The sequence below is a fragment of the Streptomyces sp. NPDC002306 genome, assembly GCF_053593435.1.
The window spans coordinates 18,414-42,566 of the sequence record NZ_JBSFCK010000020.1; the positions used below are offsets into that span (position 1 = coordinate 18,414).

Annotated in this window: 19 protein-coding genes; 7 read left to right on the forward strand and 12 right to left on the reverse strand. The window is 71.4% G+C overall.

Annotated features, from left to right (window positions below):
* The first annotated feature begins 71 nt into the window (after positions 1-71).
* The 4 genes from ACWCQK_RS29390 to ACWCQK_RS29405 are packed head-to-tail and all read left to right on the forward strand — an operon-like array spanning position 72 to position 6,632.
* Entirely contained in the window at positions 72-1,340 is a 1,269-nt protein-coding gene (locus tag ACWCQK_RS29390; protein WP_451159976.1) for a glycosyltransferase, read from the forward strand.
* Positions 1,337-2,986 (forward strand): ArnT family glycosyltransferase, encoded by a 1,650-nt coding sequence (locus ACWCQK_RS29395; protein WP_451159978.1) that lies wholly within the window; start codon positions 1,337-1,339, stop codon positions 2,984-2,986. Before ACWCQK_RS29390 ends, ACWCQK_RS29395 begins: the two co-directional genes overlap by 4 nt.
* Positions 2,983-4,188, forward strand: a complete 1,206-nt coding sequence (locus tag ACWCQK_RS29400; protein WP_451159980.1) for a glycosyltransferase — start codon at positions 2,983-2,985, stop codon at positions 4,186-4,188. The genes ACWCQK_RS29395 and ACWCQK_RS29400 overlap by 4 nt, the downstream gene beginning before the upstream one ends.
* Positions 4,189-4,193: 5 nt before the next feature.
* Entirely contained in the window at positions 4,194-6,632 is a 2,439-nt protein-coding gene (locus ACWCQK_RS29405) for a galactose oxidase-like domain-containing protein (RefSeq protein ID WP_451160159.1), read from the forward strand.
* Here ACWCQK_RS29405 and ACWCQK_RS29410 read toward each other — a convergent pair.
* The 4 genes from ACWCQK_RS29410 to trhA all read right to left on the reverse strand — a co-directional run bounded on the left by ACWCQK_RS29410 (position 6,629) and on the right by trhA (position 10,425).
* On the reverse strand, positions 6,629-7,360 hold the full coding sequence (locus ACWCQK_RS29410) for a Mut7-C RNAse domain-containing protein (RefSeq protein WP_451159982.1): 732 nt from the start codon (positions 7,358-7,360) through the stop codon (positions 6,629-6,631). The genes ACWCQK_RS29405 and ACWCQK_RS29410 overlap by 4 nt on opposite strands.
* Positions 7,361-7,394: 34 nt before the next feature.
* On the reverse strand, positions 7,395-8,024 hold the full coding sequence (locus ACWCQK_RS29415) for a TetR/AcrR family transcriptional regulator (protein WP_451159984.1): 630 nt from the start codon (positions 8,022-8,024) through the stop codon (positions 7,395-7,397).
* A 5-nt stretch (positions 8,025-8,029) separates the two neighbouring features.
* Positions 8,030-9,598 (reverse strand): MFS transporter, encoded by a 1,569-nt coding sequence (locus ACWCQK_RS29420; protein ID WP_451159986.1) that lies wholly within the window; start codon positions 9,596-9,598, stop codon positions 8,030-8,032.
* 113 nt (positions 9,599-9,711) lie between these two features.
* A complete protein-coding gene (gene trhA / locus ACWCQK_RS29425) occupies positions 9,712-10,425 on the reverse strand; it encodes a PAQR family membrane homeostasis protein TrhA (protein WP_451159988.1) in 714 nt (237 codons plus the stop codon).
* Positions 10,426-10,740: 315 nt separating this feature from the next.
* Between trhA and ACWCQK_RS29430 the strand changes: the two genes are divergently transcribed.
* Complete coding sequence (locus tag ACWCQK_RS29430) at positions 10,741-12,561, forward strand: phosphoenolpyruvate carboxykinase (GTP) (protein WP_451159990.1); 1,821 nt, start codon at positions 10,741-10,743, stop codon at positions 12,559-12,561.
* A gap of 231 nt (positions 12,562-12,792) precedes the next feature.
* Here ACWCQK_RS29430 and ACWCQK_RS29435 read toward each other — a convergent pair whose 3' ends face one another.
* From ACWCQK_RS29435 to ACWCQK_RS29460, 6 genes are all read right to left on the reverse strand, one after another.
* Positions 12,793-13,395, reverse strand: coding sequence for a hypothetical protein (locus ACWCQK_RS29435; RefSeq protein WP_451159992.1), 603 nt, complete (start codon positions 13,393-13,395; stop codon positions 12,793-12,795).
* Positions 13,382-14,920 carry a substrate-binding and vWA domain-containing protein gene (locus ACWCQK_RS29440; RefSeq protein WP_451159994.1) on the reverse strand — a complete coding sequence of 513 codons (1,539 nt, stop codon included), beginning with the start codon at positions 14,918-14,920 and terminating at the stop codon, positions 13,382-13,384. Before ACWCQK_RS29440 ends, ACWCQK_RS29435 begins: the two co-directional genes overlap by 14 nt.
* Entirely contained in the window at positions 14,917-16,095 is a 1,179-nt protein-coding gene (locus ACWCQK_RS29445; RefSeq protein WP_451159995.1) for a toxic anion resistance protein, read from the reverse strand. The genes ACWCQK_RS29440 and ACWCQK_RS29445 overlap by 4 nt, the downstream gene beginning before the upstream one ends.
* Positions 16,096-16,112: 17 nt before the next feature.
* Positions 16,113-17,189: a hypothetical protein gene (locus tag ACWCQK_RS29450; protein WP_451159997.1), complete on the reverse strand. Its 1,077-nt coding sequence runs from the start codon at positions 17,187-17,189 to the stop codon at positions 16,113-16,115.
* A 265-nt stretch (positions 17,190-17,454) separates the two neighbouring features.
* Positions 17,455-17,883, reverse strand: a complete 429-nt coding sequence (locus ACWCQK_RS29455) for an SCO4983 family protein (RefSeq protein WP_451159999.1) — start codon at positions 17,881-17,883, stop codon at positions 17,455-17,457.
* A gap of 99 nt (positions 17,884-17,982) precedes the next feature.
* Positions 17,983-19,194 carry a pyridoxal phosphate-dependent aminotransferase gene (locus ACWCQK_RS29460; RefSeq protein ID WP_451160001.1) on the reverse strand — a complete coding sequence of 404 codons (1,212 nt, stop codon included), beginning with the start codon at positions 19,192-19,194 and terminating at the stop codon, positions 17,983-17,985.
* A 125-nt stretch (positions 19,195-19,319) separates the two neighbouring features.
* On the opposite strand from ACWCQK_RS29460, the gene ACWCQK_RS29465 reads away from it, so the two are divergent.
* A complete protein-coding gene (locus tag ACWCQK_RS29465; protein ID WP_451160003.1) occupies positions 19,320-20,111 on the forward strand; it encodes a hypothetical protein in 792 nt (263 codons plus the stop codon).
* A gap of 202 nt (positions 20,112-20,313) precedes the next feature.
* Positions 20,314-21,195, forward strand: coding sequence for a S1 family peptidase (locus ACWCQK_RS29470; RefSeq protein WP_451160005.1), 882 nt, complete (start codon positions 20,314-20,316; stop codon positions 21,193-21,195).
* A 28-nt stretch (positions 21,196-21,223) separates the two neighbouring features.
* Here the strand turns inward: ACWCQK_RS29470 and ACWCQK_RS29475 are convergent, their stop codons facing one another.
* The gene (locus tag ACWCQK_RS29475) at positions 21,224-22,834 is read right to left on the reverse strand and encodes an N-acyl-D-amino-acid deacylase family protein (RefSeq protein WP_451160007.1); all 1,611 of its coding nucleotides are present in this window, start codon (positions 22,832-22,834) and stop codon (positions 21,224-21,226) included.
* A 22-nt stretch (positions 22,835-22,856) separates the two neighbouring features.
* Positions 22,857-24,122 carry an amino acid deaminase gene (locus ACWCQK_RS29480; protein ID WP_451160009.1) on the reverse strand — a complete coding sequence of 422 codons (1,266 nt, stop codon included), beginning with the start codon at positions 24,120-24,122 and terminating at the stop codon, positions 22,857-22,859.
* Positions 24,123-24,153 lie beyond the last annotated feature (31 nt).

The following is a 24,153-nucleotide window of genomic DNA, read 5'->3' on the forward strand; positions in this document are numbered from 1 at the left end:
TCTCTGCACAGTAACGCGACGGATGTGTGTTCCCGTCGCGACAGGGGGCTAAGGGGATCCGGGGGGATCTGTTGCTGACGTCTGTCTTCATCGCTGCCGTTTCACTGGCCTTGTTCTGGATGGCGGCCTTCACCCTGTGGTGGCAGATGCACGCGTGGCGTACGCCCGAAGTGCTCGCTTCCACTCGTTTCAGCAGCCCGGACGGGGGAGACAGCCTCTCCTTCTCGCTGCTGCTGCCGGCCCGGCACGAACAAGCCGTGCTGGACCACACGATCCAGCGGTTGCTGGAATCCACCCACAACGACTTCGAGATCATCGTCATCGTCGGTCACGACGACCCGGAGACCACGGCGGTCGCCGAGCGGGCCGCGGGGCGCGACCAGCGCGTCCGTGTCGTCGTCGACACCCACGAGAAGAAGAACAAGCCGAAGGCCATGAACACGGCGTTGCCGCACTGCCGCGGCGATGTCGTCGGGGTCTTCGACGCCGAGGACCAGGTCCATCCGGAGCTGCTCGCCCATGTCGACCACGCCTTCCGCAACACCGGCGCGGACGTCGTCCAGGGCGGGGTGCAGCTGATCAACTTCCACTCCAGCTGGTACAGCCTGCGCAACTGCCTGGAGTACTTCTTCTGGTTCCGCTCGCGGCTGCACCTGCACGCGCAGAAGGGCTTCATCCCGCTCGGCGGCAACACCGTCTTCGTACGGACCGACGTGCTGCGCGAGGCCGACGGCTGGGATCCCGACTGCCTGGCCGAGGACTGCGACCTGGGCGTGCGGCTGTCCAGCGTCGGCAAGAAGGTCGTCGTCGCCTACGACTCCGACATGGTGACCCGCGAGGAGACCCCGGGCTCGCTGATGTCGCTGCTGAAGCAGCGCACCCGCTGGAACCAGGGCTTCCTCCAGGTCTACCGGAAGAAGGACTGGAAGCAACTCCCGGGCTTCGGGCAGCGGTTGCTGGCCCGCTACACCCTCATGACGCCGTTCCTCCAGGCATTCTCCGGCGTGATCATCCCGCTCAACGTCGCGATCGCGCTCTTCCTCGACGTGCCGGTGGCGATCGCCTTCATCACCTTCCTGCCGGCCGTCACGGCCCTGGTCACCTTCGTCTTCGAGGTCGTCGGACTGCACGACTTCGGTCAGCAGTACGGCCTGCGCGTCCGCCTCGTCCACTACCTGAAGCTCGTCGTGGGCGGCCCCTTCTACCAGGTCCTCCTCGCCGGAGCCGCCATCCGCGCCGTCTGGCGTGAGCAACGCGGCCGTAACGACTGGGAGCTGACCACTCATGTCGGCGCGCATCTCACCGCTTCCGAAGTGATCCGAGAGGACGTTCCCGCGTGACCTCCACTCTTCCCGCGGTGACCGCACCCAAGGTCCCCGCGCAGCGCCGGCCTGTGTCCGCGGCACGTCCGACGGGTCGGACGGAGCCGCCGAAGCGGCTGCGTTCCTCCCGTCCCGACCTCATCCTGTGCGGCGTCCTGCTCGTGGCGATCCTCGTCGTGCAGGGCTGGAACATCGCCGACTACCCCACCCTCAGCGACGACGAGGGCACCTACCTTGCCCAGGCCTGGGCGGTCCAGGAGGGCCGGGGCCTGGCCCACTACACGTACTGGTACGACCACCCGCCGCTCGGCTGGATCCAGATCGCCCTGCTCACCTGGATCCCGTCGCTGATCAGCCCCGGCTCGATGACGGTCGGCTCGATGCGGTTCGCGATGCTGGTCGTGAGCGCGATCAGCGCGGTGCTGGTCTACGTCCTCGCCCGGCGCCTGTCCCTGCCCCGCTGGGCGGCCGGACTCGGCATGGTGCTGTTCGGGCTGTCGCCGCTGTCCGTCGTCCTCCAGCGCGAGATCTTCCTCGACAACCTGGCCGTGATGTGGACGCTGCTGGCGTTCTGCCTGGCCGCCTCGCCGAGCCGGCACCTCTGGCACCACTTCGGCGCGGGCATCGCGGCGGCCACGGCCGTGCTCACCAAGGAGACGATGCTCGTCGTCCTGCCCGCCCTGCTCGTCACCATGTGGCGGCACGGACACAAGGACACCCGCAAGTTCGCGCTCACCGGAGCCGTCACCGCCTGCGTCCTGATCGGCTTCTCGTACCCCCTGTTCGCCCTGCTGAAGGGCGAGCTGGTGCCGGGCGGCGGACACGTCTCGCTCTGGGACGGCATCAAGTACCAGATGTCCAGGCCCGGTTCGGGCTTCATCCTGGACCCGGGCACCGGTTCGCACGGCGTGCTGCGGTCCTGGCTGTACTACGACCGGGTCCTGCCGCTGGGCGGTCTGGCCGGCGCGGTCCTGCTGCTGGTCACCTGGCGCTGGTCGGTCACCGCCCGCGCACTGGCCGGACCGGCGCTCGCGGTCGCCATCCTCACCCTGGTCGCGATGCGCCCCAGCGGTTACCTGCCCGCGATGTACGTCATCGGCGCCCTGCCCTTCCTCGCCCTGGTCCTGGCCGGCGGCACCGCGTCCGTCGCCCACGCCGTGCTGCGCAGACGGCGTGCGGAGGGCGAGAACCGGTATGTCACCGGCGGCCGGTACGCCCTCGCGGCGGCGCTGGCCGTCGCCGCCGGCGCCTACGTCGTGCCGCACTGGTACGACGGCGACCGCACCGCCGTCACCGCCGACGCCAACGCCCCCTACCGGGCCGCGTCCAAGTGGCTCAGCACCGAGGTGGCCGACCCCGAGGACGCCCGCGTCCTGGTCGACGACGCGCTCTGGCTGGACCTGGTGCACGCCGGGTACCGGCCGGGACTCGGCGCGATCTGGTTCTACAAGGCCGACCTCGACCCCGCGGTGAGCAAGACCATGCCGAACGGCTGGCGGGACCTCGACTACGTGGTCGCCTCGCCGACCGTGCGGCGCGACGCCGTCGATCTGCCCGGCGTCAGGGACGCCCTGCAGCACTCGACGCCGGTCGCCACCTTCGGCACCGGCGAGGACCGCATCGAGATCCGCCAGATCGAGACCGTCTCCGGAGGCGTCCGATGAGCCACGAGTCCACCGTCCCGGGTGAGCTGGGCGATCCGGCCGTACGGGCGGCGGAGGTGCCGGAGCCCGGCGCCGTCACCATCGTCGTCCCGACCTTCAACGAGTCCGCCAACGTCCGTCAGCTGCTGCGCCAGATCACCGAGTCGGTGCCGGCCCGGCTGCCCTGCGAGGTCGTCTTCGTGGACGACTCCACCGACGACACCCCCCAGGTCATCTCCGAGGCGGCGAAGGACTGCCCGTTCCCGGTGACCGTGCTGCACCGGGACGAGCCGGTCGGCGGCCTCGGCGGGGCGGTCGTCGAGGGCATCAGGGCGGCCGGGTCGGACTGGATCGTCGTCATGGACGGTGACTGCCAGCACCCGCCGTCGCTCGTCCCGGAGCTGGTCGCCACCGGCGAGCGGGCGCACGCCGGTCTCGTGGTCGCCTCGCGCTACATCAAGGGCGGCAGCCGGGCCGGGCTCGCGGGCAGTTACCGGGTGGCCGTCTCGCGCGGGGCGACCTGGCTCACCAAGTCGCTGTTCCCGCGCAAGCTGCACGGCATCAGCGACCCCATGAGCGGCTTCTTCGCCATCCGCCGCAGCGCGGTCACCGCCGACGTCCTCAAGCCCCTCGGCTACAAGATCCTGCTCGAACTCGCCGTGCGCAGCCGTCCCCGCCAGGTCACCGAGGTGCCCTTCGTCTTCCAGGACAGGTTCGCGGGCGAGTCCAAGTCGAGCGCGCGGGAGGGCCTGCGCTTCCTGCGCCACCTGGTCGGCCTGCGCACCGCCTCGCCGGTCGCGCGGATGGTCGGCTTCGGACTGATCGGCGCCACCGGGTTCGTGCCGAACCTGCTCGGTCTGTGGGCCCTGACCGTCGCGGGGCTGCACTACGTCCCCGCGGAGATCCTCGCCAACCAGCTCGGCGTGGCCTGGAACTTCGTGCTCATCGAGCATCTGCTGTTCCGGGACCGGCGCGGGCACCGGCGCTGGTGGGACCGCGTCGGCCGGTTCGCGCTGCTCGCCAACGCGGACCTGCTGCTGCGCATCCCGCTGATCGCCCTGTTCGTGGACCGGTTCGGGATGGGGGCGCTGTCCGCGACCGCGCTCGCGCTGGTCACGACGTTCGTCCTGCGCTTCGCCGGAACCGAGGCGCTGGTCTACCTGCCGCGCCGGGGACGTACCGACGCCCCCGCGGGGAGCCGCACCGCAAGGAGAGCCGTGTGAGCCGTATGAACCGCATGAGACGTACGCACGAGGCGAACCGTGGCGGCAGGCGCCGCAGACGGATCGCGTTCGTCGGGGTGGGCGCCCTGACGGCGGGGCTGCTCCTCACCTCGCCCCAGCCCGCCTCCGCCGCCAATCTGATCAAGAACCCCGGCTTCGAGACCGCCGGGACCGACGGCATGCCGTACTGCTGGGAGAAGTCCGGCTGGGGCGACAACGACTTCGCCTTCGCCACCACCGCCGACGCCCACTCCGGCTCCAAGGCCATGAAGGTCACGCTGACCCGCCGGGTCGACGGCGACCGCAAGGCGCTGATCACGGAGTCCACCGAGTGCGCGCCGGTGGTGTCGCCGGGCAAGCAGTACGACCTCTCGCTCTGGTACAAGACGACCACGCCGGACACGTCCGTCACCCTCTTCCGGCACGACGCCACGGCGGGCTGGCAGTACTGGACCGACCTCAAGACCCTGGAGATGCAGGGAAGCTGGACCCAGGCCTCGGTCCGCACCCCCGAGGTCCCGGCCGGCACCGACCGCATCACCTGGGGCGTCTCCGTCTACGGCTCCGGCTCGGCGACCACCGACGACTACACGATGGAGCAGGTCCCCGACGTCCTGCCGCCCGCCACCTGCACGGGCACCGCCCAGGAGTGCGCCGACGGCAGGTGGTCGGTGCTGCCCACGCAGAACCCGGTCCGTTCCATGCACTCCGTCGTCCTCAAGAACGGCAAGGTGCTGCTGATCGCGGGGTCCGGCAACAGCGAGGAGCAGTTCAACGCGGGCACGTTCACCTCGGCGGTGTACAACCCGGCCACCGGCACGTACAAGGTCATCCCCACGCCGAAGGACATGTTCTGCGCCGGGCACGTCCAGCTCCAGGACGGGCGGGTGCTGGTGATGAGCGGCAACAAGGCGTTCCCGGTCGCGGGCGGACACGGCTACGAGGGCTTCAAGGACTCGTACCTCTTCGATCCCGTCACCGAGACCTACAGCAAGACGAACGACCTCAACGACGGCCACTGGTATCCGTCGGCGACGGAGCTCGGCAACGGTGACGTCATCTCCTTCGGCGGGCTGCGTGAGGACTCCACCGGTTCGGTGACCGCCGAGCTCTGGTCGGACGCGCGGCAGCAGTGGCTGCCGCTGTGGCAGGTCAACCAGACCTGGTCGTACTGGGGTCTGTACCCGTCGATGATCCTGATGCAGGACGGCCGCCTCTTCTACTCGGGCAGCCATGTCTTCGGCAACAACATCCCGGGCACGGGTTCGGCGATCTACGACTACGGCGCGAACACGATCACCCAGATCCCGGGGCTGCAGAGGAAGGACGAGCGCGACCAGTCGGCGAGCGTGCTGCTGCCCCCGGCGCAGGACCAGAAGGTCCTCACCCTCGGCGGCGGCAACATCGACTCCAACCCGGACGGCAACCGGCTGACCGACGTGATCGACCTCAAGGCGGCCGACCCCGCCTATGTCGCCGGGCCGCCGATCCCGCAGGGCACGGTGGACCTCGGCAACGGTCCGGTGGCCCAGACCGGTAACCAGGGCAAGATGTACGTCTCCGCCGTCCTGCTGCCCGACGGCAAGGTGCTGGAGACGGGCGGGGCGCTGCACAACCGGGCGAACCCGGTGTTCGAGTCGTCGATCTACGACCCGGCGGCCAACACCTTCGACCCGGTGGCGGCCGACCCCCAGGCCCGCGGTTACCACTCCTCGTCGTTCCTGCTGCCGGACGGCCGGGTGATGTCGACCGGCGACAACCCGGGCAACGGCACCTGGAACCACAACGTGTCGATCTACACCCCGCCCTATCTGCTCAAGGGCACGCGTCCGACGATCACCTCGGTGATCGACACCGAGTGGAACTACGGCGACACCCAGCGGATCACGGTCGACCGGCCGGTGGCCAAGGCCGAGTTGATCCGCCCGGCCGCCGTCACCCACTCCTCCGACCCCAACCAGCGGTTCGTGGACCTGCCGCTGTCCGTCGACGGCAACAACGTCGACCTGAACGTGACGAGCAACCCCAACCTGGCGCCGCCCGGCTGGTACATGCTCTTCGCGGTGGACGCCAACGGCGTGCCGTCGGTGGCGAAGTGGGTCCACCTCCAGGGCCCGGCGGCGCTGAGCGCCACGGACGCCTCCGCGCACGTGCACTCCTTCGCCGACTCCCTGGAGGGCAAGGTCGTCGAGCCCGGCAAGAAGCGCACCTCGCAGAAGGTCAGCCCCACGGTGTCCGGCTGCGACCGGCACTACGGCACGATCAACGTGTGCGTGCCGACCGCCTTCCCGGCGGTGGTGAAGAAGACGGCGGCCGCGCGCTGCGCCTGGCTGAAGCAGAACGGCTACGGCCGGCTGAAGGTCAACGGCGGCGACGACCCGCTGGGCCTGGACCGCGACCGGGACGGCGTCGCCTGCGGGAAGGGTGACGTGAGGAAGAGCTAACGCTCGCCCGCGAACTCGGCCAGGGCGCGCGCCACGATGGCCTCCAGCTGTTCGTGGTGCGCGCCCTTCCAGTACGCGCGCCCGCACTCCCGGCACTGCGCGAAGACGTCGTACGACGCCTGCGTACCGTGTTCGAGCTGGTCGGCGACCTCCTCCTTGGTGGCCTGCTTCAGCAGCCCGTTGCAGGCGGTGCAGCGGGTCCAGGGGCGCAGCGCGGGGGCGAAGCGGTCGAGGACGTCCCGGAGTTGCTCGTCGGGGCTGGTGCTGTAGACGAACGCGCCGGCCCACAGTTCGCGGCGGCGCAGCAGACCGCGGTCGCGGCTGAGCATGACCCGTCGCTCGGCTGCCGAGCGGGCGGCGAGCGCCGGGTCGCCGATGTCGGTCGACTCGTAGGCCGTGTCCACGCCGAGCAGGCGCAGGCGGCGGGCGAGCGTGCCGAGGTGGACGTCGAGGAGGAAGCGCAGCGGGGCGCCCGGGACCCGCTGGGGGCGTTCGACGGCCCGTACGGTCACCGACTCGCCCTCGGCCGGGATGTGCGAGACCGGCACCGCGCGGCCGTCCACGACGAGGGAGCCGACCTCGGTGAGCGGCACCCCGAGGGACTCGACGACGTGGCCGAGGGTCGAGACGCCGTCGGTGGCCAGGGCGGTGGCGCCGTGGCGTCGGGCGTGCGGGACGAACAGGGCGAGTTCGGGGGCGACTTCGACGTGGATCTCGACACGGTTCACCCGGTCAGGATGGCATGGAGGGTGGGCCGGGGTCTCAGGGGTTTCGCGGCGTGAGGCCGTGCTCCAGGACGTCCAGGGTGCGGTCGACGAGGCTCGCGAAGTCGTCCGTGTGCCCGTTCTCGGCCCAGTACAGGGATGTCTCCAGCAGACCGCCGACCAGGGACATCGCGTAGACCCGCACCTCGATGTCCTCCGGGTCGCGGCCGGTGCGCTCGCCGATGGCCCGGCAGAGCATGCGGCCGGTGACCGACATGCTCTCCATCATGCGCGAGCGCACCGCGGGGACCTCGACCATGAGCCGGCTGCGCAGCCGGGTCACCTCCGGGTCGTCGTCGGTGCCCAGGCCGATCGCCTTGTGCATCACGTACCGGATGGACTGCGGCCACGGCTCGTCGGCGGGCCGGGCGCGCAGTTCGTCCAGCAGGATCGGGTCGTACTCGTCCGTGAGGACGATGTCCTCCTTGGTGGGGAAGTAGCGGAAGACGGTCGACGCGGACACCTCGGCGCGGTCGGCGATCTGGTCGATCGTCGTGGCGTCGTACCCCTGCTCCCTGATCAGCCCGTAGGTGGCGGTACGGATCGCCTCACGGGTCTTGATCTTCTTCCGCTCCCGGAGTCCCAGTGGGGGGCGGTCGGCGGGGGTGGTGCGGTGTGCGGCGGTCATGGTGGTCATTGTCCGGCATCGGCCGCGGGCGTGACCACGGCCGGGCGCTCCTCGTCCGCGTCGGGCCGCGTGGCCGGGGCGCCCGGCAGGAACGCGGCGGCCAGCAGCGCGGCGGCGAGCGAGGCGACGCCGCACACCAGCAGGACCAGGCCCATGCCGTGGACGTAGGCGGCGTCCGCGGAGGCCGCGAGCGGGGCCGAGCCCGCCCGTCCGGCGACGAGGTGTGCCGCCACCACCGAGTTCCCGGCGAGGTCGCCGGCCGCGGAGGGCAGCCCGGTGACGTCGAGCCGGTCGCGGAAGGTGCCGGCGAGCAGGCTGCCGAGCAGGGCGATGCCGATCGCGCCGCCGACCTGGCGCAGGGTCATCAGCAGCCCGGAGCCGCTGCCGGCGCGGTCGCGGGGCAGCGCGGCGAGGGCGCCGTCCATCGCCGGGACGACCGAGAAGCCGAAGCCGGCGCCCGCGACCGACAGCCACAGCGCGGTGAAGCCGTAGCCGGAGTCGACCGTCGTGCGGCTGCCGAGCAGCGCGGCGAAGGCCAGCACGACCAGGCCCGCGCTGACCACGGCGCGGGCCCCGAACCGCTCCACGACGGGCTGGGCGGTCCGCGCGGCGACCATCAGGCCGCCCATCATCGGCAGCAGGCGCACCCCGGTGCCGAGGGCGTCGTGGCCGAGGACGGCCTGGAGGTAGGGCGGCAGGGCGAACATCAGGCCCGACAGGACGAACATCACCAGGGTCGCCGCGACGGTGTTGAGCAGGAAGCCGCGCTGGGCGAGCAGGCCCATGTCGAGCATGGGGCGCGGGGCTCGGCGCTCGCGCAGCACCAGGCCGGTGAGCAGGAGCACGGCGGCCGCGAGGAGGGCGAGCACCAGTGGGTCGCCCCAGCCGCGGTCGGGCGCCTCGATGATCGCGTAGATGAGGACGGCGAGCCCGGACGCGGTGAGCGCGGTGGAGACGGCGTCGACCTTCGGCGAGGCCGGGTCGCGGGTCTCGGGCAGCAGGAACACGCAGGCCGCGACGCCGATGGCGACCATCGGCACGTTGACGAGGAAGACCGAGCCCCACCAGAAGTGGTTGAGCAGGAAGCCGCCGATGATCGGGCCGAGGGGCAGGCCGAGCGCGGAGGCGGCCGAGACGACACCGACGGCCCGGGTGCGCTCCCGCGGTCCGAACAGCGAGGGCAGCACGGACATGGCGAGCGGCATCACCAGCGCCGCGCCGACGCCCATCACCGCGCGGGCGGTGACGACCTGGTTCACGTCGTCGGCCAGGGTGCCGATCAGTGAGCCGGCCAGGAAGATCACGAGCCCGGTGACGAGCATCCGGCGCCGGCCGAACCGGTCGCCGAGCAGTCCCGCGGGGAGCATCAGCGCGGCGAAGACGACGATGTAGGCGTCCGCCATCCACTGCTGCTGCCCGGTGGTGGCGCCGAGCTGGTCCGCCATGGTCGGCAGCGCCACGTTCAGGATCGTCATGTCGAAGCCGAGCACCAGCATGCTCGCGACCAGGGCGCCGAGGGCCCACCAGCGGCGCGGGTCGCGCCGGAGGTCTTCGTCGTGCGTGACAGTAACCATGAAATGAAAGTAACTCTCAAAAAGTAGTTACTGTCAATCATGAGCCGCTCCCGGCACAGAGAAATGGCCACGGCTGGTGAGCCGTGGCCATCGGGAGGGGAGGGGGTGGGGCGCTACGCGTGCTGGTAGGCCACCAGGGAGATGCCGACGTAGTGGACGACGAAGGCGGCCAGGGTGAGCGAGTGGAACACCTCGTGGAAGCCGAACCAGCGCGGCGACGGGTTGGGCCGCTTGATCCCGTAGATCACGCCGCCCGCGCTGTACAGCAGGCCGCCCACGATCACCAGGACGAGCACGGCGATGCCGCCCGTGCGCATGAAGTCCGGCAGGAAGAAGACCGCCGCCCAGCCCATCGCGATGTAGCAGGGGGTGTAGAGCCAGCGGGGGGCGCCGACCCAGAAGACGCGGAAGAGGATGCCCGCGGTCGCCGCGCCCCAGACGCTCCACAGCAGCCACTGACCCTTGGCCCCGGGCAGCAGCAGCATGGTCAGCGGGGTGTAGGTGCCCGCGATGATCAGGAAGATGTTCGCGTGGTCGAGGCGGCGCAGGACGCCGTCCATTCTCGGGGTCCAGTCGCCCCGGTGGTACAGCGCGCTCACGCCGAACAGCAGGCATGCCGTCAGGGCGTAGATCCCGCAGGCGATGCGGCCGCGGGGTGAGTCGGCGAGGGCGGTGAGCACCAGGCCCGAGATCAGCACGGCCGGGAACATGCCCAGATGCAGCCAGCCGCGCAGCTTCGGCTTGACCGGATGCGGCAGGGAGAGCGTGACGGGACCGCGGCCGGCGGCCGCCGTGTCCGTGGGTGCGTCGGGGACGGGCGCAGTCATGCGTCGCATCGTACCTACGGAACCGTAAGTTACGTATCAGTACGACAGTCGTAGTGGTGATGATCTCACGTGATTCGGGCAACGCAAAAAGTCTCCCGGCCGAACGCCATGTGGACGTAAAGGAGCGCGTCTACACGTGGCGATGGTCACTCCGCTCACCTGTGACGCCCTCTGGACATATGGGCGGACTCGTCGGATGATCAAATGAGTGCAGTCGGCACCGGATGAGCGGACACGAGGTTTCCGCGGTGCAGCATCCGGGTCGCAGCCCCCACGGGGCCTCCAACAAAAAACTCCCTCTTTTTAGGAGCAATCGTGGCGCGCGACATCGCGGCTCCCGTCATTCCCACCGACCACCAGGAACTGATCTCGTGGGTCAACGAGATCGCCGAACTGACCCAGCCGGACAGCGTGGTCTGGTGTGACGGATCCGAGGCCGAGTACGACAGGCTGTCCGAGGAGCTGGTGGCCAAGGGCACCTTCCGCAAACTCGACCCGATCAAGCGCCCCAACTCCTACTACGCCGCCTCCGACCCGACCGACGTCGCCCGGGTCGAGGACCGCACCTTCATCTGCTCGAAGGAGGAGGCGGACGCCGGCCCGACCAACCACTGGAAGGACCCCGCGGAGATGCGGGAGATCTTCCAGGGCGAGCAGGGCGTCTTCCGCGGCTCGATGCGCGGCCGGACGATGTACGTCGTCCCGTTCTGCATGGGCCCGCTGGGCTCCGACCTCTCCGCGATCGGCGTCGAGATCACCGACTCCGCCTATGTCGCCGTGTCCATGCGCACCATGACCCGCATGGGACAGCCGGTCCTGGACGAGCTCGGCTCCGACGGCTTCTTCGTGAAGGCGGTGCACACCCTCGGCGCGCCCCTCGCGCCGGGCGAGGCGGACGTGCCGTGGCCGTGCAACAGCACCAAGTACATCTCCCACTTCCCCGAGGCCCGGGAGATCTGGTCCTACGGCTCCGGCTACGGCGGCAACGCACTGCTCGGCAAGAAGTGCTACGCCCTGCGCATAGCCTCCGTCATGGCCCGTGACGAGGGCTGGCTCGCCGAGCACATGCTGATCCTCAAGCTGACCCCGCCGCAGGGCGAGTCCAAGTACGTCGCCGCGGCCTTCCCGAGCGCCTGCGGCAAGACGAACCTCGCCATGCTGGAGCCCACCGTCTCCGGCTGGACGGTCGAGACGATCGGCGACGACATCGCCTGGATGCGCTTCGGGGAGGACGGCCGCCTCTACGCGATCAACCCCGAGGCCGGCTTCTTCGGCGTCGCCCCCGGCACCGGCGAGCACACCAACGCCAACGCGATGAAGACGCTGTGGGGCAACTCCGTCTTCACCAACGTCGCCCTCACCGACGACAACGACATCTGGTGGGAGGGCATGACGGAGGAGACTCCGGCCCACCTGACCGACTGGAAGGGCAACGACTGGACCCCGGAGTCCGGCACGCCCGCCGCGCACCCCAATGCCCGCTTCACGACGCCCGCCTCGCAGTGCCCGATCATCGCGCCCGAGTGGGAGGACCCCAAGGGCGTGCCGATCTCGGCGATCCTGTTCGGCGGCCGCCGCGCCACCGCGGTCCCGCTGGTCACGGAGTCCTTCGACTGGAACCACGGCGTCTTCCTCGGCGCCAACGTGGCGAGCGAGAAGACCGCCGCGGCCGAGGGCAAGGTCGGCGAACTGCGCCGCGACCCCTTCGCCATGCTGCCGTTCTGCGGCTACAACATGGGCGACTACATGGGGCACTGGGTCGATGTCGCCAAGGACAAGGACCAGGCGAAGCTCCCGAAGATCTACTACGTCAACTGGTTCCGCAAGAACGACGAGGGCAAGTTCGTCTGGCCCGGCTTCGGCGAGAACAGCCGCGTCCTGAAGTGGATCGTCGACCGCCTCGACGGCCGCGCCGAGGGCGTCGAGACCCCCATCGGCATCCTGCCGGCCAAGGGCGCGCTGGACACCAAGGGCCTGGACCTGTCGGAGTCCGACCTGGACTTCCTGCTCACGGTCGACAAGGAGGTCTGGCGCGAGGAGGCCGCCCTGGTCCCCGAGCACCTCAACACCTTCGGCGACCACACGCCCAAGGAGCTGTGGGACGAGTACCGCGCCCTGGTGCAGCGCCTGGGCTGACCGCCCCCAAGGACGCCGCGGCCGGCTCCGATCGTGCCCTGACCAGCAGTATCGTCACGGCCGGCCGCGGTGACAGCACCACAGACCGGCGAGGCTGCGCACAACGGCGTGCGGAGCCACGGGCCTGTCGCCCCGTCCCCGTCCGCCCCGACGGGGAACCCGGCGGCAGGCCCTCTCGCCCTGTCCCGCCCGCGTCCGGTTGCCGCGCACTGCGCGCCCGCCCGCGTCCCGCTACTGCGAGCGGTCCTCCAGATAGCGCGTGTGCGACTCCTGCCGCCGCGCCTCCGTCTCCCGCAGCGCCGTGGCCAGCCGCTCCGCCTCCTCGTGCAACAGACCGAGCTGGCGCTCCAGATGCCGCTCCGGCGGCTCCTGCCCCGGCGCCAGCCGCGTCCACCACCGTGTCCGTACGAACGTGTCGACGGCCTCCGGGATGTCCTGCCGCACGGCCCGGGAGAGCGCGTGGACGCCCTCCGGGTCCTGGGCGAGCACCTCGGTGACCCAGCCGGGGTCGAGCAGCGCGCCCAGCAGCCCGGTCAGCTCGGTCAGCCGCCCCCCGGCGGCCGGAGGCAGCTCGATGTCCGCGAGATACTCCCGCAGCCGCCCGAAGTCGGCCCGCAGTTCGTCGAGTTGCGCGGACGGGTCCGGGAAGTCGGGCAGCGGCGGCCGCTCCGGCGGGGCGATCAGCGCGCCCGCGCCGTACAGACCCGCGATCACGACCGGCCAGTAGGGGCCCGCCACCCCCGTGAAGGTCAGCACCACGCCGACGAGGCCGCAGGCCGCGCCCGCGATGTTCTTGCGGGACTCCAGATAGCCGAGGAACCTACTGGTAGCCACGGATCTCCTCGAAGGCGCCGTCCAGCGAGCCCTGCTGGGCGTCGAAGAGCCGGCCGCCGGTCAGGTCGGCGATGTGCTCCAGCTCCGCGCGGTCGGAGTCGCCGAAGAGGATGGGGAAGACGGGGATGTCCCGCCGCGAGTCGCCGAGCCCCCGGTAGAAGGAGTCGAAGTCATCGGCCTCGGCACCCGTGGTGTTCTCGCCGTCCGTCATCAGGACGATCGAGGTGAAGGTGTCCTTGTCGGTGGCGAGATGGTCGTACGCCTTCTCCAGCGAGGTGTAGATCGCGGTCTCGCCGTCGGCGTCGAGGGCCTTGGTGTCCCGGCGGATCGCGGCGAGTCCGCTCTTGGGGTCGGACGGGCTGACCACATGGGTCCGCACGCTCTTCACCTGCGACCCGAACGGCATCAGCGTGACCTCCTCGCGTTCGCGGAAGTCGCCGGTGAGACCGGCCAGCGCCGCCTTCAGCCGGGACAGCCGGTCGCCCTCCATCGAACCGGAGGTGTCGAGGACGTACACCGTCCGGGAGGGGCGGCGCAGCTCGTTCTCGTAGGCGTCGAGCAGCCCGTCGGCGACGGAACGGCTGCCGGGGAACGGCAGTTCACGGCGTCTGGTGGTGTCCAGACCGGCCGCGGGCGGTACGGAGGCCACCACCGGGCGGCGGTGGGTGCGCTCGGTGATGAGCCGCTGTACGGCGTCGGTGCGCAGGGCGTCGCCCAGCCGGCGGACGTCCTCGCGGGTCGCCGCGTTCGTGGACGCCAGCGAGGAGAGCGGGTAGTCGGCGGTGACGACCCCGTCGCGCGGGCGGATCACGGTGAGGCCCGGGATGCCCTTGAGGACGGACTCGTAGTTGAGCAGCGCGTCGACGTCACCGCGCCGGGTGTACGCGCTCGCCAGCCAGCCCGACGAACCCGAGGTCAGCTTCTGCCCCGTGAAGAACTCCTTCAGCCGCGGGGTGGCCTTGGCGACATCGGCGTCCGTGAGCGCCGACTGGGCGCCGGAGAGCGCGGAGGCGACCGAGATCAGGGTGGAGAAGCCGGAGTTGGACCGGGCCGGGTCGGTCATGCCGTAGGTGAGCCGGCCGGCCGCCACCGCCTGTTCGACCTGGGTCCAGGTGACCTGGCCGCTCTGCCAGCCCAGGGTCTGGGCCGTCCGTGTCCTCACCCCGAGGGCCACCGGGCTCGACATGACGGTGGTCTCCGAGACGACCTTCTTCGCCGCGTCGGGGCGCAGCCGCAGATAGTCGTTGGAGGACAGCCACAGCGCGTCGAACCTGCCGTCCGCCTTGCCCTTGGCGAGCAGGTCCACGGCGTCCAGGGTGCCCATGTAGGTGGGACGGACGGTGATGCCGGTGTCCTTGCGGACCTGGTCCAGTACGGGCGTCATGTCGCTGAGCTCGCTGGAGGCGAGGACGCGCAGGGTGCCCGGCCGGGGGACGTCGGGGTTCTTGTCGTCCTTCTTCTGCGGCGAGCAGGCCGTCAGCAGGACCAGCGCGGCGAGGGCGACGGCCAGGGAACGTCGTCTCATCCGAGACCGCCCCCTTCCAGCGCGCCCTGCGACCGGCTGCGCTCCAGGTAGCCGCCGGCGTTCTGGAGTTCGGAGGTCAGGGACTCCACGGTCGCCGCCATCGCCTCGGTCGCCTGGACCTTGTAGGTGTCGATGGCGTCGAGCGTGCGGTAGATCTGCTGGAAGGCCGAACGCAGGGTCTCCGCGCCCACCGCCGGGTCCGCCGCGATGCGCTGGATCTCCCCGCTCTGGGTGGCGAGCATCTCCGCGTTGCCCCGGATCAGGTCCTCGGTCGTCCCGCGCAGGGCGTTGACCTGGTCGACGACCTTCTTCTGGTGGTCGAGGGCGGAGGCGAGCATCACCGAGATGCGCAGCGCCGACACGGTGGTCGTGGCCGCCCGGTCGACGCCCTTGATCAGCTCCTCGTTGTTGCGGCGTACGACGTCCATCGCGAGGTAGCCCTGTGCGCACACCGCGAGCTGGGTCAGCAGGTCCTGCTGCTTCTGCCGGACCGGGAAGAGCACGTCCGCGCGCAGGGTGTCGCCCTGGGTGGGCTCGGTCGCCTCCACGCCGGCGATGTGCTGCTCGACAGCCGTGTCCAGGGCCTGGGTCAGCACCACGTACTCCTGGAGCTTGCCCATGGTCTCCCACAGCCGGACCCGCTCGGTCTGCAACGCCGCGTTGTCGCGCCGCAGTTCGTCCTGGCCGCCGCGCAGTGAGCCCACGATCTTGTTGAGCGTGCCCTGCGCCGAGGCGTACTTGGCGACGTGGTCGCGCAGCTTGTTGCCGCCGGGCAGCCGGGACAGGAACTTGCGGCCCTTGTTCGCGGACAGGTCGCGCGGATCCAGGTCCTCGACCACGCGCCGCAGTTCGACGAGCGAGCCCGCGACCTTCGACTGGGCGTCCCCGCCCTTGTCGGGCAGGCTGCGCACGGTGCGCTCCAGCATGCGGTTGGACTGCGCGGACGCGGCGCGCATCTCCCCGGCGCCCAGCGCGGTGATCTCGCCGACCTTGCCCGCGAACTCGGGCGAGCGGGCGTCCAGGACCGCGAGGCTCTCGATGTAGGCGGTAGCCTTGGTGGCCATGTCGGTACGGACGCTGTCGGCGACGGGGACGAGCCCGCCGGCCTTCTCCCGCGGCACGGGCGCGACGGCCTCGGGCGGCGTGAGGGTGAAGTCGCTCTCGCTGGTGGTCATCCGTTGGTCCCCCGGTTCTATCCGCGCGCCCGGCGCGCCAGTTCGTGCAGCACCTTCGAGGTGGGCACGGGCGCCTGCCGGACGCCGGTCAGTTGCTGCTTGAGATACGAGGTGCGGTCGGCGTTGGCCGCCGTGAACTCGGTGGTGTCGCCCTGCGGCCGGAATCCGTGCCGGACGGCCAGCTTGCGCAACACCGGGTCGCTGCTGAGGAGTTCGGCCAGCCCGCGGCCGCTCTCGGTGAGCGGTACGACGGTGTGGTCGCTGTTGACGGTGGTGTCCGGGTAGAGGACGACCAGGTCCTCGGGGTTGTGCCGGCCGCCGAGCAGGGAGGCGACCTGCGATTCGTAGACCAGGACGAGCGGGTTGCCCACGCCGCTGACGAAGTCCCGGAAGGCCGCGTCGGAGCTGGACTGCTGGGCGCCCTGGACGCTGACCAGCTTGTGCAGCAGCGGTGCGGTGCGGTCGATGTCGGCGTCGCTCGACACCACCCGGCCGCCGTCGGCCACGTAGGAGGCCGCGGCGAGGTAGAGGGCGCCGGAGTTGGAGGTCTCCGGGTCCGTGCTGGAGATGTAGAGGGTGCCGGTCAACTCCCCGTACTTGGCGGCCCCCTTGAGCTGCTGCCAGGTCCGGTCGTCCCGGGCGGCGGCCAGGTACGCGGCCATCTTCAGGGTGCCGCGGTTCTTGGCGTCCAGCGTGGCGAGCCCGTTCCCGGCGAGCACCTCGGCGGCGCCGCGGTGGGCCACGACGACGAGGGGCGAGTAGAAGGGGCGGGGGAGGGTCCCCCGGACCTTGTACTTCGCGGCGAGTTCGGCGGCCGGCGCCTGGCTGGACGGGAAGGCGACGTCGTACCCCTTGAGGTCGAGGCCTTCCATGGCCCAGGACCCGGAGGTCTCCGTCTTCACGGTGTAGCCCTTGGCGGCGAGGGCCGTCACCACGTCGGGATCGGCGAAGAACTCCGCTTTCTCCGATCCGATCACTGTGCGCACGGTCTTCGTTGCCGTGCCCTTGTCCTCGTGTTCCCGGCCCGCGACGACGGCAGCCACCACTCCGCCGATCAACAGCACCGCGAGGACGATTCCTGCGATTCGTCTCACGCCGGGGACTGTGCTCGCGGAACCACACGTTCCTGGGTGAGACGGGTGAACGGGCGGTGAAGTGCCGATCCCGGTATGCAACGGGAACGGGAGGTTCCGTGGAGAGGGCGCGAGAGGAGGCGCGGGGGGCCCGGAAAGCGGGTTCGTGGCGCGTGGTCCGCGCGTCGCCGCGGGTTCGTGGCGCCCGGTCCGCGCGTCGCTGCGGGTGCACGCGGACCGGGGCCGTTCGGGGACCGGGGCCCGTCGGGGGCCCGGTGAGGGGGCGTCAGCCGGTGGCGCTCAGCTCCGGCCGCTCCGCCAGCGCGGCGGCGTGCGCGTCCATGCGCTCGGCCGCCAGGATCGCCGCCGCCGTGTCGGCGCGGGAGGCGGCCACGACGAGGGCGCGGCCCGCGAGCGCGTGGGCCCGCTGGTGTCCTGCCGTCTGCTGGGCCGAGTCGCCGACGGCGGTCACCGTCGCACGGGCCGACGCACGTCCTGCGCGCAGCCGGGCCACCTGCCGCGCGAGCCGTTCGGCCGCGGTCTCCAGATCGGCCGAGGGGGCCGAGCCGCGCAGTTCGTCGGTGACGGCGAGCAGGGCCGCCAGATGTCCCGCGAGCTGGATGTCCAGCTCCTCCTCGCGGGAGCGGTGCGGGAAGTCGGAGGTGCTGCCGGCCATCGTGCTGTGGACCGACTTGCTGCGGATCGGCTCGTACATGGGATGGCCTCCTGGGTGACAGGAAGCCATCCTAGCTTAGATTTCGTCTAAAGTTGAGTGCTTCACAAAAATGGTCCGGCTGTCCACGTGGAGTGAGCGTCAGGTCTGGCTGTAGCCGTCCAGGAAGGTGCCGATCCGGCCCATCGCGTCCCGCAGGTCCCCGACCGAGGGCAGGGTCACCACCCGGAAGTGGTCCGGCTCGGGCCAGTTGAAGCCGGTGCCCTGGACGACCATGATCTTCTCGCTGCGCAGCAGGTCGAGCACCATCCGCCGGTCGTCCTTGATCTTGAACACCTTGGGGTCGAGGCGCGGGAACAGGTACAGCGCCCCCTTGGGCCGCACACAGGTGACGCCCGGGATCCGCGTCAGCAGCTCGTAGGCCGTGTCCAGCTGCTCCTTCAGGCGGCCGCCCGGCAGCACCAGTTCGCCGATCGTCTGGCGTCCGCTGAGCGCGGCGACCACGCCGTGCTGGCCGGGCATGTTCGCGCACAGGCGCATGTTCGCCAGGATCGTCAGACCCTCGATGTAGGAGTCGGCGTGGGCGCGCGGGCCGGAGATCGACATCCAGCCGACGCGGTAGCCGGCGACCCGGTAGGCCTTCGACATGCCGTTGAAGGTGAGCGTGAGCAGGTCGGGCGCGACCGCGGCGGTCGGGGTGTGGGTGGCGCCGTCGTAGAGGATCTTGTCGTAGATCTCGTCCGAGCAGACCAGCAGGTTGTGCCGGCGGGCGATGTCGGTGAGTCCCTTGAGCACCGCCTCGTCGTACACCGCGCCCGTCGGGTTGTTCGGGTTGATGATGACGATCGCCTTGGTGCGGTCGGTGACCTTCCGCTCCACGTCCGCGAGGTCGGGCATCCAGTCGGACTGCTCGTCGCAGCGGTAGTGCACGGCGGTGCCGCCGGAGAGGGAGACGGCCGCGGTCCACAGGGGGTAGTCGGGGGCCGGGACGAGGACCTCGTCGCCGTCGTCGAGGAGGCCCTGCATGGCCATCACGATCAGCTCGGAGACGCCGTTGCCGATGTAGACGTGCTCGACGTCCGTCTCGATGCCGAGGGTCTGGTTGTGCATGACGACGGCCCGGCGGGCCGCCAGCAGGCCCTTCGCGTCGCCGTACCCGTGCGCCGACGAGACGTTGCGGAGGATGTCCTCCAGGATCTCGGGCGGGCACTCGAAGCCGAACGCGGCCGGGTTGCCGGTGTTCAGCTTGAGGATGCGATGCCCGGCCGCCTCCAGCCGCATCGCCTCCTCGAGCACCGGGCCCCGGATCTCGTAACAGACGTTGGCGAGCTTGGTCGACTGGATCACCTGCATGTCCGCGAGCTTACGGGTCGGTAACGCCTCATGGGTCGTGTCTTCCACCACGTGAGACGCGACGGTTTGAGCGGATATCGCCGCCGACTGTCCCGCAGGCCCGCCCGTCCCTACAATCCGCGATCATGTCCAGCTCATCTCCGCAGCCGCACGGGGCGCACGGCGCGGACGCCGCGCACGACCCGGCCCCTGCTCCCGGTGCCCGCCCCGACCCGGAGTCCCCGGCGCACCCGAACGTGTACCGGCCCCGGACGCCGGCGGCTCCGGCGTACGAGGAGTACGCCGATCCCGCCGCCGCGCACGGCTGGACGAACTCCTACGACGAGACGCGCGAGCTGCCGGTCGTGGTGGACGCGGGACGGCCCGGAGCCGATGGGTCGGAAAGGCCGGGGGAGCCCGGGCAGCCCGGGGAGCCTCCCGGGCCCGGCCGGCGCGCCCTGCGCGGACGGCGGCGGGAGGCGCGCAGGCGTCGGGCGGCGGTCGCCGTCGGCGCGCTGGGGGTCGTGTCCGCGGCGGCCGTCCTCGCCGGCCTCACCTTCTCCGGGTCCCCGCCCGGCGGCGCGCGCGACGAGCGGGACCGTACGGCGGGGGAGTCGGCGGCGCCCGCGGACACGGCCGCCGCGGCGGACGCCGAACGGGTGACGGCGACGGTGCCGGTGACGCCCTCGGTGACGCCGGGCCTCCTCACCGCCCCCGCGCCGTCCGCCTCCGGCGGCTCCTCGGCGCCCGCCACGCCGTCCGCGACCGGGTCGAGCGGCGCGCCGTCGTCCCCGGACGCGCCGGTGCGCCCCTCGGCCACCCGCTCCACCGCCCCCGCGACGTCGGCCGCCGCCACCCCGACGCCCTCCGCGTCGGCTTCGGGCGGCTACGGCGGCTGGGGGCACGGCCACGGCCACGGGCACGGGCACGGCGGCTGAGCCGGTCGGCCGCCGGGCCGGGTGACCGCCGGGCCGGGCGGTGACCGTCCGGCCCGGCGGTCCGGCGTGCCGTGGATCCGGCCACCGCACGGCCGGAAAGGGCTCCTTGTCGACCCCTCCTCGCGCGATGACAATGCGCATGACAATTCAGTGGGCGATCGGACGACCTCCGGTCGCCTCCGTCGCAAGAGGGGACCCCCACATGAGAAAGCCTCTCGTCGCCGCACTCTTCGCCCTGGTGATCGCCGGGGCGGGCGCGGCACCCGCGGCCGCAGCGCCCGCCCCGGTGTCCGCGTCCGTATCCGTGCAGAGCGCCGACAGCCAGGCGCCGGCCGCAGCCCCCACGCTTCGCGCCGTCAACTTCGCTGGCACCGTCTCGCTCAGCAACTGCTCCGGCTCCGTGATCCGCTTCCCGAACTCCGCCTCCACCGCCCCGGCGCTGGTGCTCTCCAACGGCCACTGCCTGGAGACCGGCTTCCCGGAGCCCGGCGAGGTGATCGTCGGCCAGGCGTCCAGCCGCACCTTCGGACTGCTCAACTCCGCGGGCACCCGGGTGGCGACCCTGCGCGCCAACAAGGTCGCCTACTCGACGATGACGGACACGGACGTCACGATCTACCAGCTCACCAGCACCTACGCGCAGATCCAGAGCTCGTACGGGATCAGCCCGCTGACCGTCGCCGACACGCACCCGGTCGCCGGGACCGCCATCACGGTCGTCTCCGGTTACTGGAAGCGGACCTACGCCTGCAACATCGACGGGTTCGTGTACCGCATCAAGGAGGGCGACTGGACCTGGAAGGACTCGGTCCGCTACACCTCCGCCTGCCAGACCATCGGCGGCACCTCGGGCTCCCCGGTCGTCGACAACGCCACCGGCAAGGTGGTCGCCGTCAACAACACGGGCAACGAGGACGGCGGCAGGTGCACGGAGAACAACCCGTGCGAGGTCGACGCGAACGGCAACGTGACCGTGCGCGAGGGCATCAACTACGCCCAGGAGATCTACCAGATCCCGGCCTGCTTCACGACCGGCAACGTGCTCAACCTGAGCGCGAGCGGATGCGTCCTGCCCAAGCCGTAGCGGCGGCCGGCGGGTGAACGGCGGGCGGTCACCGGGGAGTCCTGCGGACCGCCCGTCCCGCCAGCACGTCCGTGCGGCGCCCGTCCTCGATCACGAAGCGGCCGTCGACCAGGACGTGCGGGATGCCGGTCGGCAGGGTGCGCGGGGCGTCGTACGTCGAGCCCGCCGCCACCGTGGCCGGGTCGAACAGCACCAGGTCGGCCCGGTGACCCTCACGGACCAGCCCGCGGTCCGGCAGCCGCAGCCGGGCCGCCGGGCGCCCGGTGAGGTGGGCGACGCACTCCTCCAGCGACAGCACGCCCAGCTCGCGGACGTACCGGCCGAGATAGTGCGGGAAGGTGCCGTAGGCGCGGGGGTGCGGCTTGGTGCCCTGGAGGATGCCGTCCGAGCCGCCGGTGTGCACGCGGTGCCGCATGATCGCCCGGACGTTCTCCTCGTGCCCCACGTGCTGGAGGATCGTCGAGCCCAGCCGGTCCGCGAGCAGCAGACGGCGGGCGGTCGCCCAGGGGGCCTCGCCGCGCAGCCGCGCCGACTCCAGGACCGTACGGCCGACGAAGTCGTCCAGCGACGGATCGGTGACGCCCGAGATCTCGATCGTGTCCCAGTCGACGGGCACCCCGTGGCAGCCGTCCGCGCCGGTGACCTCCAGGTCCCGGCGGATGCGCTCGGCGGTCGGCTCGTCGCCCAGCCGCCGCAGGATCTCCCCCGGGCCGCCCGCGCTCGCCCAGCTCGGCAGGAGCGCCACGAGGGTCGTGCAGCCGGGGGTGTAGGGGTAGGTGTCGAGGGTGATGTCGGCGCCGGCGGCCAGCGCGTCGTCCAGCAGCGCCAGCAGCTCGGGCGCGCGGCCCTTGTTCACACCGAAGTTCATGGTGGCGTGGGCGAGGTGCAGCGCGCAGCCGGCCTCCCGGGTCAGCGCCACCATCTCCGCGTACGCCTCCAGCGCGCCCGCCCCGTAGGAGCGGTGGTGCGGGCAGTAGTAGCCGCCGTAGTGGGCCACCACCCGGCACAGCTCGGTGAGTTCGGCGTCCGGGGCGTACATCCCGGGGGTGTAGGTGAGGCCGGAGGACAGGCCGACGGCGCCCTGTTCCAGCCCCTCCGCGACCAGTTGCCGCATCCGGTCCAGCTCCGCGGGCGTCGCCTCCCGGTCCTCCCAGCCGACGGCGAGCGCGCGGACCGTGCCCTGCGGGACCAGATAGGCCGCGTTCACGGCGATCCCCCGGTCGAGCCGGTCGAGGTACTCGCCCACCGAACGCCAGTCGAGGTCGAGGTCGTCGCCGTAGCCGTTCCAGCCGGTGATCGCGCGGCGCACCCCGTCGAGCGTGCGGTCGTCGACCGGCGCGTACGACAGGCCGTCCTGGCCGAGGACCTCGAGCGTGACCCCCTGCGCCGCCTTCGCGCTGTGGTCGGGGTCCCGCAGCAGCGCGAGGTCGCTGTGGGCGTGCATGTCGATGAAGCCGGGCGACAGGACGAGCCCCTCGGCGTCCAGCTCCCGTGCCGCGCGCGGGCGTTGACAGCCCGCGGCGGCGGCCTCCTTGACGATCGAGACGATCCTGCCGTCGGTCACGACCACATCGGCGCGGTACGCGTCGGCGCCGGTGCCGTCCACGACGTCCGCGTCCCGGATGACGAGGTTCTCCACGTCTGTTTCCCTCCTCGGACGCTCAGAAGAACGTGCGGATGTAGTCGACGACCGTGCCGTCCGCCTCCACGAGGGGGATCAGCTGCCACTTGTCGAAGGACGTGCACGGGTGGGACAGGCCCAGGGCGAGCCAGTCGCCGACCTCCAGGTCCGCCTCCGGGCCGGTCCGCAGCCAGGCGTGCTGGTCGGAGAGGGCGGTGACCTCGACACCGGTGGCCGGCCGCTCGGCGCCGTCCCGGCGGACCACCTGAGGAAGGGGCAGGTCGAGGTCGTAGGCCGCGTCGCGCTTGCCCGCGTTGACGAAGGCCTGCTCGGTGGACGGACGGGAGACCACCTGGGTCCACAGCCGGAACGCGGGCTCCAGCGCGCCTTCCTCGGGGACCCGGTTGAAGGGGGTCAGCTCGCGGTAGTGGCCGTCGTCGTGCGAGACGTACGCGCCCGAACGCAGCAGCTTCAGCACCGGCACGGAGAGGCCGGGGATCTCGGCGAACACGTCGGCCACCGCGTCGAACCAGGCGCTGCCGCCCGCGCTGACGACGACCTCGTCCACCCCGGAGAAACGTCCCGCCTTGTCGAAGTCGACGGCCAGGGCGACCAGGCGGCGCAGCCAGGCGCGCACCCGCTCCGGGGTCGCCCGCGGCACCTCGCCCTCGTAGCCCGCCACCCCGACCAGGCGCAGGGCCGGTACGGCCGCCACCGCGTCGGCGACCGCCGCGCACTCCGCCTCGGTCCGCGCGCCGGTCCGCGCGCCCTCGCCGGCCGCCAGCTCGACCACGACGTCCACCGGCCGCGCCGCCCCCGCGAGCGCCTCGCCCATCAGCTCGACCCCGCGCACGGAGTCGACGTAACAGACGAACCGGAAGTCTTGGTCGGCGGCCAGCTCGGCGGCGATCCAGCGCAGGGCCGCCGGGTCCACCAGCTCGTTGGCGAGGAAGACCCGCGCCACGCCGAACGCCCGTGCCACCCGCACCTGGTGCGGCACGGCCAGGGTGATGCCCCAGGCGCCCCGCTCGGTCTGCCGCCGGAAGAGCTGGGGTGCCATCGAGGTCTTGCCGTGCGGGGCGAACGTGAGGCCGTGCCGGTCCGCGTAGGTCTCCATGAGCGCCAGGTTGTGCTCCAGGCGCTCGGCGGAGAGGGCCAGGACCGGGGTGGTGAACCCGCCGGTGAACAGGTCGCGGCGCTGGGCGGCCAGCTCGCCCACGGTCAGTCCGTCGGCGTCCGGCGGGAGGCCCTTGAAGCGGTGGTCGACGCGTTCCTCGGCCAGGCGGGCGAGCGCCTCGGTGCTCATGGAGCCTCCTGATCTGGTGCGTTGCATTATG